The sequence below is a fragment of the Paraburkholderia sp. SIMBA_027 genome, assembly GCF_046535315.1.
Classification (GTDB): domain Bacteria; phylum Pseudomonadota; class Gammaproteobacteria; order Burkholderiales; family Burkholderiaceae; genus Paraburkholderia; species Paraburkholderia tropica.
Map to the genome: position 1 here is coordinate 37,438 of NZ_JAWRWY010000005.1, position 15,094 is coordinate 52,531.

Consider the following 15,094-nt stretch of genomic DNA (forward strand, 5'->3'; position numbering starts at 1 on the left):
ATGCTACACCACGTTGCCCAGTTGAATGATGGGAAGATACATCGCGACGACGAGGCCGCCGACCAGCGCGCCGAGCACGACGATCACGAGCGGTTCGCACAGGCTCGCGACGAGCGCGATTCTTTCGTCCACCTGACGGTCGGCGAGCGCGGCGACGTCGAGCAGCATGGCGTCGAGCGCGCCCGACTCTTCGGCGACCGCGACCGGCTGGATCACGTCGAGCGGAAAGCAGCCCGCCGCGCGCATCGCGGCGGCGAGCCGTTCGCCGTGACGCAGCCGCGCGCTGATGCCGGCGCTCGCGTGGTCGAAGAAGGCATTGCCGCTTGCGTGCGTGAGGGAGTCGAAGGCGTCGGCGAGCGGCGTGCCGGCGGCGAGCAGGGTGCCGAGCGCGCGGCTCCAGCGCGCCGCGCACAACGTAGTGAGCAGCGCGCCGACGAACGGCACCGCGAGCGCGACGCGACCGTACGCGAGACGCGCGTCTTCGGAGCGCCGCAACAGCGCATGTGCGCCGAATACGCCTGCGCAGGCACACGCCGCAGCCGGTAAGCTCCAGCGCGCGGCGGCGGCCGAAAGCATCAGCACGAACTGCGTGGGTGCGGGCAGCGCGGCGCCGAAACCGTCGAAGATCTGCTTGAACGTCGGCACGACCCAGATCAGCAGCGCGGCGGTGATGGCGATGGCGAACAGCAGCACGGCGACGGGATAGGTGAGCGCCGCGCGCACTTTCGCGCGTTGCGCCGCGCCGCGTTCGCGGTCGTCGGCGATGCGCGCGAGCACAGCCGCGAGCGCTCCCGACGCTTCGCCCACGGCGACGAGCTGGCAATACAGTTGGCCGAAACGCGCCGGATGCCGCGCAAGCGAATCGGCGAAACGCGTGCCCGCGAGAATGTCGCGCGTGAGCGCGGCGGCGATGCGCGGCATGCCGTGCGGCCCCGGTGATTGGGCGAGCAAGTCGAGCGCGCCCGCGAGCGGCAAGCCCGCGCGCAGCAGACTCGCGAGCTGACGCGTGAAGCGCGTGACGTCGGCATGATTCGCGCGCGGCTGCGGCGCGGGGCCGCGCCGCACAATGGCGGTCGCGGTGATGCGGTCGTGCTTGAGCTTGAGACGCACGGCGGGTGCGTCGAACGCGATCAACGCGCCGCGCCGGGGCGATCCGTTTGCATCGAGTCCGCGCCAGGCGAAGCGCGAATCCGTTGCTGACGACACGGCGTGGCGGGCGTTCATGGCGTATCCGTGGCGGCCAGCGCTTCGGCGAGACTCGTGGTGCCGTCGCGCACGCGTGCGAGCGCGGCGTCGCGCAAGGTGGCGACGCTTTCTGCGCGCGCCTGATGGGCGATCTCGTGCGCGCTGCGCTTCCCCACAATCATCTCGCGCATGGACGCGCTCACCGGCATGACTTCGTGTATGCCCACTCGCCCGCGATAACCGATGCCGTGGCACGCCTCGCAACCGCGCGCCGCGAATATGGATGAAGGCGATGACAAACTCGATGCGCGTGCATCGACTTCGAGACCGGCCGCGCGCAACGCCGCCTCGGACTCGTTCGACGGCACGCGGCATTGCGGACACAGCCGCCGCACGAGTCGCTGCGCGGTGACGAGGCGCAGCGCGGCGGCGAGGTTGTACGGTTCCACGCCGATGTCGATCAGTCGTGCGACCGCGGCGGGCGCGTCGTTCGTGTGCAGCGTGGACAGCACGAGGTGGCCGGTTTGTGCCGCTTTCACGGCGACGCTGGCGGTCTCCTCGTCGCGAATCTCGCCGATCATGATGACGTCCGGGTCCTGACGCAGCAACGCGCGCAACGCGAGTGCGAACGTGAGCCCGGCTTTCTCGCGCACGTTGACCTGATTGATGCCCGCGAGCTGAATTTCTGCGGGATCTTCCACCGAGCAGAGATTGCGCGAAGCGTCGTTCAGCCGTTGCAGGAAGCAGTAGAGCGACAGCGTTTTCCCGCTGCCTGTGGGACCCGTGACCAGCACGAGCCCGTGCGGTGCGGCGATGGCCGCGCCGAGCGTGTGCTGCTGTGTGTCGTCGAGGCCGAGCGCGGCGAGCGAGAGATCGGCGGGCAGCGCTTCGAGCCGCCGCAGCACGAGTTTTTCACCGTGCAGCGTGGGCAGCGAATTCACGCGATAGTCTTCGGCCGACGCGTGTTGCGCAAGCGGAGCGAGCCGCAGCCTGCCATCCTGGGGAATGCGCCGCTCGGCGATGTCCATGCGCGCGAGCACTTTCACCCGCGTGACGAACGCGTCGCGCAGATGCACGGGCGGTCTGGCGATCTCGTGCAGCACGCCGTCGATGCGTACGCGAATGCGCCAGCCCTGTTCGAGCGGCTCGACATGCAGGTCGGAGGCGTTGCGCCGCGCGGCTTCGCGCAGCGTGTCGGCGAGCAGACGTACGGCTGGGGCGTCGTCGAGCGAGGCGGCCGGCGACGGTGTGTTCAGCGACGCGCGCGCGTTGCCGCCGGCACCGCCGCCGTTGGATAGGCCCTCGGCGGCCAGTGCGTGCGAACCGTTAGAACTGCGCGAACGATGAGGAATGGAAAACATCGAGAGCCGGCCCGAAGCCGCCGTGAGCGTGACGGCTTCATGATCGGCTGGCGCGGCTGCGCGCGCCACTCGGCCAAACGGCTAACGTCTAGTGGCCGGGCAGGAGCTTCTTCGCCTTGCCAAGCGTGCTCGCGAGGCCCTTGCCGGATTTGGCGCCGGGCTTGAAGAGCTTGACGGTGCGCACCGACTGGTCGTCGCTGCGCAGCACTTCGAGTTTGATGTCGCCGATCTGCAGGCACACGTCGCCGTCGGGAATCTCCTCGAGCATTTCGAGGATCAGGCCGTTGAGCGTCTTCGGGCCGTCCGTCGGCAGCTTGATCTGCAGCCAGCGGTTGAGTTCGCGCAGCGGCATGCTGCCCGGCACGATGCACTCGCCTTCGTCGTTCCAGCCGCCGCGTCCGGTGCCGCTGCGCGGCATGGTCGTGGTGAACTCGCCGATCAGCTCCTCGATGATGTCTTCCGGCGTGACGAGTCCTTCGAGTTCGCCGTACTCGTTTACGACTAGCGCGATGCGATGACGGCTTTCCTGGAAGTACTGAAGTTGCTGGAACACGGCGGTGCCGGTGGGCACGAAGTACGGTTCGGTGAGCAGTTCGCGCAGCGTCTCGCGCTCGAAATCCTGGTTATGCAGCGCGGCGAGCGTCTTGCGCACGTGCAGCACGCCGAGCACGCGATCGATGTCGCCTTGATAGACGATCAGCTTGTTGTGATAGCAGGTTTCGAGCTGATGCAGGATGTCTTCGAGCGGCGCGTCGTAGTCGAGCGCTTCGATGCGCCGGCGCGGAATCATCACGTCGTCGACGGTGATGTTTTCGAGATCGAACAGATTCAGCAGGATGCTGCGGTGTTTGGTCGGCATGAAACTGCCCGACTCGAGCACGATGGTGCGCAGTTCCTCGGTCGAGAGACGCTGGTCGCGCGCTTTGTGCGTGTTGATGTGCAGCACGCGCAGGATGGTGTTCGCGAAGCCGTTCACGAACCAGATCAGCGGCTTGGTCACGCGCATGAGCGGTGCAATCAGCAGGCTCGCGGGCAGCGCGATCTTCTCGGGAAAGGTGGCGCCGACGATCTTCGGCGTGATTTCCGCGAACACGATGATGAGAAACGCGACCATGCCGGTCGCCACCGAGAGCACCAGATTGTCGTGGCCGAATGTGTGCAGCGCGATCGAGGTGGTGAGCACCGGAATGATCGTGTTGAACAGATTGTTGCCGATCAGGATGACCGAGAGCAGCAGGTCAGTGCGCGCGAGCAGCTTCTGGGTGGTCTTCGCGCCGAGTGCGCCGTGGTTCGCGAGGTATTTGAGCCGATGGCGGTTGAGCGCCATCATCGCCGTTTCGGAGATGGAGAAGAAGCTGGAGCAGATGAGCAGGACGAAAACGGCGCAAATCTGCGCCCATAAGGGAAGGTGGTCCACGCTTGGAGACAGTGAGGGGAGCGGATGAGGGAAACTATAACAGAGGGTGCGCGCGCCAAAGTCGCACGGGGCGGGCGCTGGATGCCACGTTGGCCATCGGGATAAGACGGCCCGCGCTGGACGCGGCAGTCAGGCGCGATGCGACCATGCACGATGTATGGACGAAAAAAAACCGCACAACGTTGTGTGCGGTTTTTTTTGAAATTCTGGTCGGGGTGAGAGGATTCGAACCTCCGGCCTCTACGTCCCGAACGTAGCGCTCTACCAGGCTAAGCTACACCCCGAATTTTTACTGCCAGAACTCTCTGAGCTGCTTTGTCTTGTTCAAGACTGGCGCGTCGTCGAGTAAGAACATAATTCTAGCAGGCTATCTTTGTAATTGGAAGAGGGAAATGACGAAATTGCATCTGCGGCTGCTTGAGCCTCTGCTTTCGCGCATTGCAGCGTGTGGTCGAGCGCGCCCGAGCGCGTGATGGCCGCGAAGATTTCGTCGAAGCGCGTGGTGCCGCCTTGCTCGATGGCTTCGCGCGCGAGTGCCGCTTCCGCCGCGGTGCCGTGTTCGATCAGCCAGATCAGCGGCAGGGTGGGTTTGCCTTCGCGCAAGTCGTCGCCGGCGTTCTTGCCCATCGATTCGGGCGTGCCCGTGTAGTCGAGCCAGTCGTCCATGATCTGGAATGCCGTGCCGATGCGCCGACCATATTCCGCTGCCGCTTCTTCCGTACGCGCGTCGGCGCCCGAGAGCACCGCGCCCAGTTGCGCCGCCGCTTCGAACAGCTTCGCCGTCTTGTAGCGGATCACCTGCATGTAGCGCGTGGTGTCCACGTCGGCATCATGCATGTTCAGGAGTTGCAGTACTTCCCCTTCGGAAATGATCGTGGTGGCCTGCGAGAGGATTTCCATCACGCGCATCTTGCCCACGCCCACCATCATCTCGAACGAGCGCGAATACAGATAGTCGCCAACCAGCACGCTCGCCGCGTTGCCGAACAGCGCATTGGCCGTCTGGCGGCCGCGCCGCAGGTCCGATTCGTCGACTACGTCGTCGTGCAGCAGCGTGGCCGTGTGGATGAACTCGACCACTGCCGCGAGCGTATGCCGCTGCGGACCGCGGTCGCCGAGCGCGCCGGCCACGAGCAGCAGCAGCGCCGGACGCAGCCGCTTGCCGCCCGCACTGATGATGTACTCGGAGATCTGGTTGATCAGCATCACCTCGGACGCCAGACTCTGCCGGATGACACGGTTTACCTGCTCCATGTCGCTGGCAATGGGGGCAAGCAGGGTGGCTGCGCTGGGGGAGGGGGTGGCAGTGGACGACATGATGGCAAATAGGGGTAGTGCCGCGGATTATAAGGCGAATCGGCAAGATGCCGGACGCTCCCCTGCCGTCCGGCCAGGGATTTGACCGCGCTTTCGTCGATGCTTCCCTCTATTCGGTCCGCGCGCGGCGGCACGCCCGGGCGAGGCCGGCGGCTGTCGCAAACGGCGCTCAGACAAGGCTGGAGCGGCTCACGCGGGTTTCCGGCGGCCTGTCAATGCGTGCGTCAAACCTTTTGACCGTGCAGCTAACTCTATGTATAATCTAGGGTTTCGGGCGCGCAGTGCGTCTGAAAAGATATTTTAGAGTGAGGTTCTCAATGTACGCGGTCATAAAAACCGGCGGCAAGCAGTACAAGGTTGCTGTTGGCGAAAAACTTAAAGTAGAACAGATACCGGCTGACATTGACGCAGAAATCACGCTCGACCAGGTTCTCGCAGTGGGCGAAGGCGAATCGATTAAGTTCGGTACGCCGCTGGTCAGTGGGGCTGTCGTCAAGGCCACCGTCGTGTCGCAAGGTCGTCACGCAAAAGTGACCATCTTCAAGATGCGTCGCCGTAAGCACTACCAGAAGCATGGCGGCCACCGCCAGAACTACACCGAACTGCGCATCGACGCGATCAACGCGTAAGCGCACGACGGTTAAGGAGCAAATAAATGGCACACAAAAAGGCAGGCGGGTCGTCACGTAACGGCCGCGACTCAGAGTCGAAACGACTTGGCGTTAAGGTGTTCGGCGGCCAGGCTATCCTCGCAGGCGGCATCATCGTTCGCCAGCGCGGTACGCGTATGCACCCGGGCCTGAACGTCGGCATTGGCAAGGACCACACGCTCTTCGCGCTGGTCGACGGCCACGTCGCGTTCACGACCAAGGGCGCTGCGAACAAGCACACGGTCAACGTCGTTCCGGCAGCGGCCTAAGTTCTAGTCCGCTCGCAATCGACGCAAGGAAGGCCCCGCGAAGTTTGCGGGGCCTTTTGTTTATCTGTTGATTTATCTGGGTTCCGATCCAGATCGCCAATCCGCCCATGGCGGACGTGACCGGCGCCTGTCGGTTTGCACTGGCCATTCGGCCAGGTGGGCAAGTACGGCGACGGCGCGCACAATACGTTGGCAAAATAACGACACTCACCGAGTACGGGACGGAGTAACGCATGAAGTTCATTGACGAAGCGAAGATCGAAGTCATCGCCGGCGATGGGGGCGATGGCAGCGCGTCGATGCGGCGCGAGAAGTTCGTCCCGTTCGGCGGGCCGGACGGCGGCGACGGCGGGCGAGGCGGCAGCGTCTACGCCGTCGGCGATCGCAATATCAATACGCTGATCGACTACCGCTATACGAAGAAGCACCTCGCGCGCAACGGCGAAAACGGCCGCGGCGCCGACTGCTACGGCAAGGGCGGCGACGACATCACGCTGCGCATGCCGGTCGGCACGGTAATCAGCGACATGGACACGGGCGAGCTGATCGCCGACCTCACCGAGCACGACCAGCGCGTCATGGTCGCGAAGGGCGGCGCGGGCGGCCTCGGCAACCTGCATTTCAAGTCGTCCACGAACCGCGCGCCGCGTCAGAAGACCGACGGCAAGCCCGGCGAGCGCCGCATGCTCAAGCTCGAGCTGAAGGTGCTGGCCGACGTCGGCCTGCTCGGCATGCCGAACGCGGGCAAGTCCACGTTCATTTCCTCGGTCTCGAATGCGAAGCCGAAGATCGCCGACTACCCCTTCACCACGCTCGCGCCGAACCTCGGCGTGGTGCGCGTGGGTCCGAGCAAGAGCTTCGTGATCGCCGACATTCCGGGCCTGATCGAAGGCGCGGCAGAAGGCGCGGGCCTCGGTCACCAGTTCCTGCGCCATCTGCAGCGCACGAACCTGCTGCTGCATCTTGTCGACATGGCGCCGTTCGACGAGGGCGTCGACCCGGTTGCGGAGGCGAAGGCCATCGTCGAGGAACTGCGCAAGTACGACGAAACGCTGTACGACAAGCCGCGCTGGCTCGTGCTCAACAAGCTCGACATGGTGCCGGAAGACGAGCGCGCTGCGCGCATCGCCGACTTCGTGGAGCGTTTTGAGTGGAAGGGCCCGGTGTTCGAGATTTCGGCACTCACGGGGCAGGGCTGCGAGAATCTTTGCTACGCGATCTACGACTACGTCTCCGAGCATTCGGATGCGCGTCGCGCCGAGGAAGCGGAAGATCTCGCCTCCGACGTGCGCTTCCGCGGCGGCGAGGGCGGTGCGCCCGAAGCCGGGCAGCCGCAGGAGTAATTCGCGGTCGTTCGCAGTATCAGCAGCATCGCAGTTCACGCCGGCGCGCAACCCGCGCCGGCTGCTTCACGCGTCATCAAGTCAATTGGGAGACCGCGCAGCATGCGTTCCGTCATCGCCGATTCCCGGCGTCTGGTAGTGAAAGTCGGTTCGAGCCTCGTCACCAACGACGGCCGTGGGCTCGATCATGCGGCCATCGGCCGTTGGGCCGCGCAGATCGCGGCCCTGCGCGCGCAGGGCAAGGAAGTCGTGCTCGTCAGTTCGGGCGCGATTGCCGAGGGCATGCAACGCCTCGGCTGGAGCAAGCGACCGCGTGAGATCGACGAACTGCAGGCAGCGGCGGCGGTCGGGCAGATGGGGCTCGCGCAGGTCTACGAAAGCCGTTTCTCCGAACACGACATCCGCACGGCGCAGATCCTGCTCACGCACGCCGACCTCGCCGACCGCGAGCGCTATCTGAACGCGCGTTCCACGCTGCTCACGCTGCTGCGTCTGGGCGTGGTGCCGATCATCAACGAGAACGACACCGTGGTCACCGACGAAATCAAGTTCGGCGACAACGACACGCTGGGCGCGCTCGTGGCGAACCTGATCGAAGGCGACGCCCTCGTCATCCTCACCGATCAGAGCGGTCTCTATACGGCCGATCCGCGCAAGGACCCGACTGCCACGCTCGTGCAGGAAGCCGACGCAGGCAAGCCCGAACTCGAAGCGATGGCGGGCGGCGCGGGGTCGAGCATCGGCCGAGGCGGCATGCTCACCAAGATCCTGGCGGCCAAGCGCGCGGCGCACAGCGGCGCGAACACGGTGATCGCGAGCGGTCGCGAGGAACAGGTGCTGGTGCGGCTCGCCGCGGGCGAGGCGATCGGCACGCAACTCATCGCACGTACTGCGCGCATGGCCGCACGCAAGCAATGGATGGCCGACCACCTGCAGGTGCGCGGCCATGTGGTGATCGACGACGGCGCGACGCAGAAGCTCACTGCCGACGGCAAGAGCCTGCTGCCCATCGGCGTGACCGATGTGCAAGGTGCGTTCGCGCGCGGCGAGGTCATCGCGTGTCTGAACGGCGAAGGCCGCGAGGTCGCACGCGGGCTCACGAACTACAGCAGCGCTGAGACCAAGCTCATCCAGCGCCATGCGAGCACCGAGATCGAAAGCGTGCTGGGCTACATGCTCGAACCCGAACTGATCCATCGCGACAATCTCGTGCTGGTCTGAGCGCCGGGCTACGTCAGGACGCAAAAAAAGCCGCAGCGGTCGTCGACCGTTGCGGCTTTTTCTTTGTGCCGCCGTTTGACGAGGCGCGCGATCAGCGCACGAGCGTCGACTGCGTGCGGCCGAAGCGGATGTTCTCGATGATGGTCGAGGCCTTGCCGATCGGCATCTTGTTCGCGCAGAAGTAGTCCTGATACAGCGCCGAGTGATACGCGTTGAGCGTGCCATTCTCGATGCGCGACCAGTCGTTCGCAACGGTCTGATCCCAGCCGTTGTGGTCGGCGTTCAGGCTCGCGTAGAGGCGCCACTCGTAGGTGTCGCAGCGAATGCCTTCGTAGTTGATGTTGCGCGCGCCGCCCGGGCTCGTGATGACGATGGCGTAGCGCACCACGCCGTCGCTGCCCACGCTGAGCGAGGCCGGATCGACGGCGAATTTGAGCTGCGTGTTGTTCGACACGTCGAACGGCAGCAACTGCGTGCCTGCCTGCGGCAGCGCCGGCAGGCTTTCGACCTTGTTCTCCTGCCAGGTGCCTTTGCGGTCGAGCAGATACGTGAACGCGCTGTCGTCCTTGTTGGTGGGGGCGGAACTGCCGCAACCGGCCAGCAGGACGCTACTTGAGGCCGCAGCGCACGCTGCGGCAAGAGCAATTCGTTTCAAATTGGTTTTCCTTCGATGCTCCGGCGCTGGGCGCACGAATGCGCGGCGCCGCGAATGCGGACCGGCCGAGGTCGCGCCGCGTATTCGCATACGCAGCGCGGACGAGGCCGCTCCGGGCGTTCAGTGCGCCGCCACGAGACGTAACCTGGCTGACTCGTGTTACTCGTGCTCGTCCGGCGCAGGCTCGATCATACTCCCCGCCGTACCGCAGTCGCTTTCCAGCACCGTGCGCACTTCGACCACCTCGCCCTCGATGAACGCGGGTTCGATCTGCACCGCCTGGGCGTGCGCCGACGTCACGATGCGCGGATAGCGCACCTCGTGCCCATGCCCGTGCGAGCCGGCGCTGCGTTCCACACGCGGCGCCGCAGGCCGCCGCAGAAAACGCGAAAGCTCGGTCAGCGCCAGTTGATAGACGTCGCGCTTGAACTCGATGACCGCTTCGAGCGGCACCCAGTACTCGTTCCAGCGCCACGCATCGAACTCGGGATGCTCCGTTGCCCGCAGGCAGATATCGCAGTCGCGCCCGACCATGCGCAGCAGAAACCAGATCTGTTTCTGACCGCGATAATGGCCGCGCACTTCGCGCTTGATGAACTTGTCCGGCACCTCATAACGCAACCAGTCGCGCGTGCGACCGACGATCTTGACGTGCTCCGGATGCAAACCGGTTTCTTCGTGCAACTCCCGAAACATTGCCTGCATGGGGGTTTCACCATACTTGATGCCCCCTTGCGGAAACTGCCAGGAATGTTCGCGAACCCGCTTGCCCCAAAACACCTCGTTTCGCGCGTTCAAGAGGATGATGCCGACGTTCGGGCGAAACCCCTCACGATCCAGCATACAACCACCTTCGAATCCTTTAAAATTGCTTTGATTATAAACAGATAACGGTCCTCACGCACCCGACGGCCAGAATATCGGACCGATTTGCCGCGTATGCGCAAAAGCGCCCGGCGGCGCGATCGGCGCCGGACCTGGCGGGCGTCATCGGTGCGGCGCACGGCGTGTTGTCATAATGGCGGTTTCCTGAACTCCACCGTTGGTCTCTCTTCGGGCGGTCCGCACTGGCCGCCGCTTTTGGAAAATCTGAATGAAAGCCTCCCGTTTCTTTATCGGCACCCTGAAGGAAGCGCCGGCTGACGCCGAAATCGTCAGCCACAAGTTGATGGTCCGCGCGGGCATGATCCGTCGCGTCGCGGGCGGCATCTACAACTATCTGCCGATTGGTCTGCGCTCGATCCGCAAGGTCGAGCAGATCGTGCGCGAGGAAATGAACCGCGCGGGCGCCATCGAACTGCTGATGCCGGCGGTGCAGCCGGCCGAACTGTGGCAGGAATCGGGTCGCTGGGAACAATACGGGCCAGAACTGCTGCGCTTCAAGGATCGCAAGCAGAGCGATTTCGTGATGGGGCCGACGCACGAGGAAGTCGTCACCGACATCGCGCGCAATCAGATCAAGAGCTATCGCCAGCTGCCGGTGAACTTCTACCAGGTGCAGACGAAGTTCCGCGACGAAATCCGTCCCCGCTTCGGCGTGATGCGCGGCCGCGAATTCATCATGAAGGACGCGTACTCGTTCGATAAGGACGTCGACGGCCTGAAGCTCTCGTACCAGAAGATGTACGACGCCTACGTGCGCATCTTCACGCGCCTCGGTCTCGATTTCCGCGCGGTCGTGGCCGACAACGGCTCGATCGGCGGCAGCGGCTCGCACGAATTCCACGTGATCGCGGAAACCGGCGAAGACGACATCGCCTACTGCCCGAGCTCGGAATTCGCCGCGAACGTCGAAGCCACCGACGCGCTGCCGCTGATCGCCTCGCGCGCCGCGGCAAGCGAAGCGCTCACGAAGACCTCGACGCCCGGCGCGGCGAAGTGCGAGGCCGTGGCCGAACTGCTCGGCATCCCGCTCGAACGCACCATCAAGTCGATCGTGCTGGCCACGGACAACGAAGGCGCCGAACCCACCGAACCCACCGAACCCACCATCTGGCTGCTGATGCTGCGCGGCGACCACTCGCTCAACGAGATCAAGGTCGGCAAGCTCGAAGGCCTGAAGGGTTTCCGCTTCGCGACCGAAGCCGAGATCGTCGAGTGGTTCGGCACGCCGCCGGGCTACCTCGGTCCGCTCAACACGAAGAAGCCCGTGAAGGTGGTCGCCGACTCGACGGTCGCGAACATGAGCGACTTCGTCGTGGGTTCGAACGAAGTGGACTTCCACACCACGGGCGTGAACTGGGGCCGCGATCTGCCGGAGCCGGTCGTCGCCGACATCCGCAACGTGCAGAAGGGCGATCCGTCGCCGGACGGCAAGGGCGTGCTCGACATCTGCCGCGGCATCGAAGTGGGCCACGTGTTCCAGCTCGGCACCAAGTACTCGGAAGCGATGAGCGCCACGTACCTCGCCGAAAACGGCAAGCCCGCGCCGATGCAGATGGGCTGCTACGGCATCGGCATCACGCGTATCCTGGGCGCCGCGATCGAGCAGAACTTCGACGACAAGGGCATCATCTGGCCGGAATCGATCGCTCCGTTCCAGGTGGTCGTGTGCCCGATGGGCCTGGACCGCAGCGAACTCGTGCGCGAGCACGCCGAGCGCGTCTACAACGAGCTGGTCGCGGCAGGCGTGGACGTGATTCTCGACGACCGCGGCGAGCGTCCGGGCGTGATGTTCGCCGACTGGGAACTGATCGGCGTGCCGCATCGTCTCGTGATCGGCGATCGTGGTCTGAAGGACGGCAAGATCGAGTATCAAGGCCGCCGCGACACCGAAGCGACGCTGCTGCCGGCCGAAGAAGCCGCGCAGACGGTGGCGCAGAAGATCGCCGCCGCGCTGGCAGTGTGATGCGCGCCGTTTCTCGTCTCGGCTAAAGGAGCGCCGCGAGCGTGGAATACAGTTTCCTGTCCGCGACGGTCCTGCTGCTGCTGATCACCGATCCGCTCGGCAACATTCCGCTCTTCATCGGCTGTCTGCGCGGTGTGGCGCGGGAGCGCCGGGCGATCGTGATCCTGCGCGAAGTCGCGATCGCGTTCGTGATCCTGCTTGTGTTCATGGTGGCCGGCAACGGCTTCCTGCGCATGATGGGGCTCACGGACACGTCGCTGCGCATCGGCGGCGGCATCGTGCTGTTCCTGATCGCGCTGCGCATGATCTTTCCGCATCCGGGCGGTCCGTTCGGCGCGGGCGACAAGGGCGGCGAGCCGCTCATCGTGCCGCTTGCGATTCCCGCGCTCGCGGGACCGTCGGCGCTCGCCACGGTCATGCTGCTCACGTCGCAGGCGCCGGGCAAACTGTTCGAGTGGATCGGCGCGCTGATCGTGACGATGGCGATCTGCGCGATCGTGCTGGTGCTCGCCGAGCGCATCCAGCAATTGCTCGGCGAGCGCGTGGTGACGGCCTTCGAGCGCCTGATGGGCCTCGTGCTCGTGGCGATTTCGGTGGAGATGATTCTCGCGGGCATCGCCGCGTTCGTGCATCACCTCTGACGCCGCGCGCAGGCGTCGACGCAAACAAAAAAGCCGCTTCGTTCGAAGCGGCTTTTTTTATCGGCTCGTGCCGGACTTACGCGCCTTCGGTCAGCGCGCGAATCGTCGGCAGATTGCGCCAGTAACCCTTGGCGTCCATGCCGCAGCCGAACACGTAGCGGTCCGGCACCGAAAAGCCGCAGTAGTCCGGATGCAGCGGCTTGGCCTTCGGAATGATCTTCTCGCACAGCACGGCCGAGAGGAAACGCTTCGCGCCCATGTCCATGATGCGGTCGCGGATCGCGGCCATGGTCTCGCCTTCATCGAGGATGTCGTCGAGCACGATCACGACGCGGTCCTTCACCGACTCGCGCGGCGCCACGCGCCACTGCATTTCCGCGCTGCCCTTGATGGCGTTGCGGTAGCGGGTGAGGTGGATGTAGTCGAATTCGAGCGGGAAGTCGAGGTGCGGCAGCAGCATGCCGGTGAATACGGCCGCGCCGCCCATCACCGACAGCACGAGCGGGAAGTCCTCGCTGATATCGGCGCGAATGGCTTCGGCCATCCGGCCGATCGACGCATTGACATCGCTCTCCGAAACGATCTCTTCGGAGTGGCGGAAAATATGGAGGGCTTCTTCGCGATTCATGACTCTGGCGGGGCAGTGGCTGTAGCTATTCAGTGTGGAAAATAACGACGGCGCGCGCTACAGCAAAAACCCGCGCTACCATGTCCAGCTCGCGCGCCGCGTCGTGTTGGGCCGCACGCGCAATGCGCCGCGCGGCCCGCCAATCAGGTCGATTCGATCAGCGCATGCCGGGCATCATGCCCTTCATGCCGCGCATCATCTTCTGCAGATTGCCGCCCTTCAACTTCTTCATCATGGTGCGCATCTGGTCGTACTGGTTCAGCAGGCGATTGACTTCCTGAACCTGCACGCCCGCGCCCGCAGCGATGCGGCGCTTGCGCGTGGCCTTGATCAGATCCGGCTTGGCGCGTTCCTGCGCGGTCATCGAATTGATGATGCCTTCCATGCGGCGCATCTGCTTTTCGGCGACGCCCATGTCGGCGCCCGACGCGGCCTGCTGGAATTGCGCGGGCAGCTTGTCCATGAGCGACGACAGGCCGCCCATCTTCTTCATCTGCGAAAGCTGCGCGCGGAAATCGTTCAGGTCGAAGTCGCCGCCCTTCTTGACCTTGTCGGCGAGCTTCTGCGCGGCTTGCACGTCCACGCCGCGCTGCGCTTCCTCGACGAGGGCGAGAATGTCGCCCATGCCGAGAATACGGTTGGCCATGCGGTCGGGGTGGAACACTTCCAGGCCGTCGAGCTTTTCCGCGACGCCGACGAACTTGATCGGCTTGCCGGTGATGTGACGCACGGAAAGCGCCGCGCCGCCGCGCGAGTCGCCGTCGAGCTTGGTGAGCACGACGCCGGTGAGCGGCAGGGCGTCGTTGAACGCCTTCGCGGTGTTGACCGCGTCCTGACCGAGCATGGCGTCGACCACGAACAGCGTTTCAGCGGGCTTGAGCGAGCTGTGCAGTGCGCTGATCTCGTTCATCATCGCCTCGTCGATACCGAGGCGGCCGGCCGTGTCGACGAGCAGCACGTCGTGATAATGGCGCTTGGCCCAGTCGACCGCGGCAGCGGCGATCTCGACGGGCTTCTGATCCGGCTGCGAGGGGAAGAAGTCGGCGCCGACCTGTTCCGTCACCGTCTTCAGCTGCGCGATAGCAGCGGGGCGGTAAACGTCGCACGAAACGGTCAGGACCTTCTTTTTGTACTTCTCGCGCAGCAGCTTGGCGAGCTTGCCGGTCGTGGTGGTTTTACCCGCGCCCTGCAAGCCGGCCATGAGGATGACGGCGGGCGGCGTGACATTCAGGTTCAGCTCGGCGGCCTTGCCTTCGTAGTCGCCGCCGATCACGGCGGTCAGCTCGCGCTGCACCACGCCGACGAGCGCCTGGCCCGGCGACAGGCTGCTGATCACTTCCTCGCCGAGCGCCTTTTCCTTCACCTTGGCGATGAATTCGCGCACGACGGGCAGCGCCACGTCCGCTTCCAGCAGCGCGAGACGCACCTCGCGCAGCATGTCCTGCGTATTGGCTTCGGTCAGCCGGGCTTCGCCGCGCAGCGTCTTGACGACGCGCGCCATCCGTTGAGTAAGATTGTCGAGCATGGGGAGGCGGTGAGCAGTGCGGCTCCCGAACGTC

General features: G+C 64.8%; 14 protein-coding genes and 1 tRNA gene. 6 read left to right on the top strand and 9 right to left on the bottom strand.

The genetic code is table 11. The features are described from left to right. Positions 1-3 precede the first annotated feature (3 nt). The 5 genes from SB764_RS10555 to SB764_RS10575 all read right to left on the bottom strand — a co-directional run bounded on the left by SB764_RS10555 (position 4) and on the right by SB764_RS10575 (position 5,280). Entirely contained in the window at positions 4-1,224 is a 1,221-nt protein-coding gene (locus SB764_RS10555; RefSeq protein WP_410863511.1) for a type II secretion system F family protein, read from the bottom strand. Continuing rightward, a complete protein-coding gene (locus SB764_RS10560) occupies positions 1,221-2,546 on the bottom strand; it encodes a GspE/PulE family protein (RefSeq protein WP_183717296.1) in 1,326 nt (441 codons plus the stop codon). The genes SB764_RS10555 and SB764_RS10560 overlap by 4 nt, the downstream gene beginning before the upstream one ends. A gap of 88 nt (positions 2,547-2,634) precedes the next feature. After that, entirely contained in the window at positions 2,635-3,963 is a 1,329-nt protein-coding gene (locus tag SB764_RS10565) for an HlyC/CorC family transporter (protein ID WP_065060413.1), read from the bottom strand. Positions 3,964-4,170: 207 nt separating this feature from the next. Beyond that, positions 4,171-4,247, bottom strand: a tRNA-Pro gene (locus SB764_RS10570). A 40-nt stretch (positions 4,248-4,287) separates the two neighbouring features. After that, entirely contained in the window at positions 4,288-5,280 is a 993-nt protein-coding gene (locus SB764_RS10575) for a polyprenyl synthetase family protein (RefSeq protein ID WP_065060412.1), read from the bottom strand. Between the two features lie 317 nt (positions 5,281-5,597). On the opposite strand from SB764_RS10575, the gene rplU reads away from it, so the two are divergent. The 4 genes from rplU (at position 5,598) to proB (ending at position 8,763) form a co-directional block, all read left to right on the top strand. Then, positions 5,598-5,909, top strand: coding sequence for a 50S ribosomal protein L21 (gene rplU, locus SB764_RS10580; protein WP_065060411.1), 312 nt, complete (start codon positions 5,598-5,600; stop codon positions 5,907-5,909). A gap of 26 nt (positions 5,910-5,935) precedes the next feature. Further along, the gene (gene rpmA, locus SB764_RS10585; protein WP_065060410.1) at positions 5,936-6,199 is read left to right on the top strand and encodes a 50S ribosomal protein L27; all 264 of its coding nucleotides are present in this window, start codon (positions 5,936-5,938) and stop codon (positions 6,197-6,199) included. A gap of 233 nt (positions 6,200-6,432) precedes the next feature. Continuing rightward, positions 6,433-7,542 carry an Obg family GTPase CgtA gene (gene cgtA, locus SB764_RS10590; RefSeq protein WP_110329526.1) on the top strand — a complete coding sequence of 370 codons (1,110 nt, stop codon included), beginning with the start codon at positions 6,433-6,435 and terminating at the stop codon, positions 7,540-7,542. Between the two features lie 102 nt (positions 7,543-7,644). Continuing rightward, positions 7,645-8,763 carry a glutamate 5-kinase gene (gene proB / locus SB764_RS10595; RefSeq protein WP_065060408.1) on the top strand — a complete coding sequence of 373 codons (1,119 nt, stop codon included), beginning with the start codon at positions 7,645-7,647 and terminating at the stop codon, positions 8,761-8,763. 91 nt (positions 8,764-8,854) lie between these two features. On the opposite strand, the gene SB764_RS10600 is transcribed toward proB, so the two are convergent. Further along, positions 8,855-9,418 carry a CNP1-like family protein gene (locus SB764_RS10600; RefSeq protein WP_410863514.1) on the bottom strand — a complete coding sequence of 188 codons (564 nt, stop codon included), beginning with the start codon at positions 9,416-9,418 and terminating at the stop codon, positions 8,855-8,857. Positions 9,419-9,577: 159 nt separating this feature from the next. Next, positions 9,578-10,261 (bottom strand): RNA pyrophosphohydrolase, encoded by a 684-nt coding sequence (locus tag SB764_RS10605; RefSeq protein WP_065060406.1) that lies wholly within the window; start codon positions 10,259-10,261, stop codon positions 9,578-9,580. 250 nt (positions 10,262-10,511) lie between these two features. Between SB764_RS10605 and SB764_RS10610 the strand changes: the two genes are divergently transcribed. Next, a complete protein-coding gene (locus SB764_RS10610; protein ID WP_321905996.1) occupies positions 10,512-12,266 on the top strand; it encodes a proline--tRNA ligase in 1,755 nt (584 codons plus the stop codon). Positions 12,267-12,307: 41 nt separating this feature from the next. After that, complete coding sequence (locus tag SB764_RS10615; RefSeq protein WP_065060404.1) at positions 12,308-12,907, top strand: MarC family protein; 600 nt, start codon at positions 12,308-12,310, stop codon at positions 12,905-12,907. Positions 12,908-12,983: 76 nt separating this feature from the next. Here SB764_RS10615 and SB764_RS10620 read toward each other — a convergent pair whose 3' ends face one another. Together SB764_RS10620 and ffh are read right to left on the bottom strand one after the other, a co-directional pair. Further along, the gene (locus tag SB764_RS10620; RefSeq protein WP_065060403.1) at positions 12,984-13,535 is read right to left on the bottom strand and encodes a hypoxanthine-guanine phosphoribosyltransferase; all 552 of its coding nucleotides are present in this window, start codon (positions 13,533-13,535) and stop codon (positions 12,984-12,986) included. Positions 13,536-13,692: 157 nt separating this feature from the next. After that, positions 13,693-15,060, bottom strand: coding sequence for a signal recognition particle protein (gene ffh / locus SB764_RS10625; protein WP_065060402.1), 1,368 nt, complete (start codon positions 15,058-15,060; stop codon positions 13,693-13,695). Positions 15,061-15,094 lie beyond the last annotated feature (34 nt).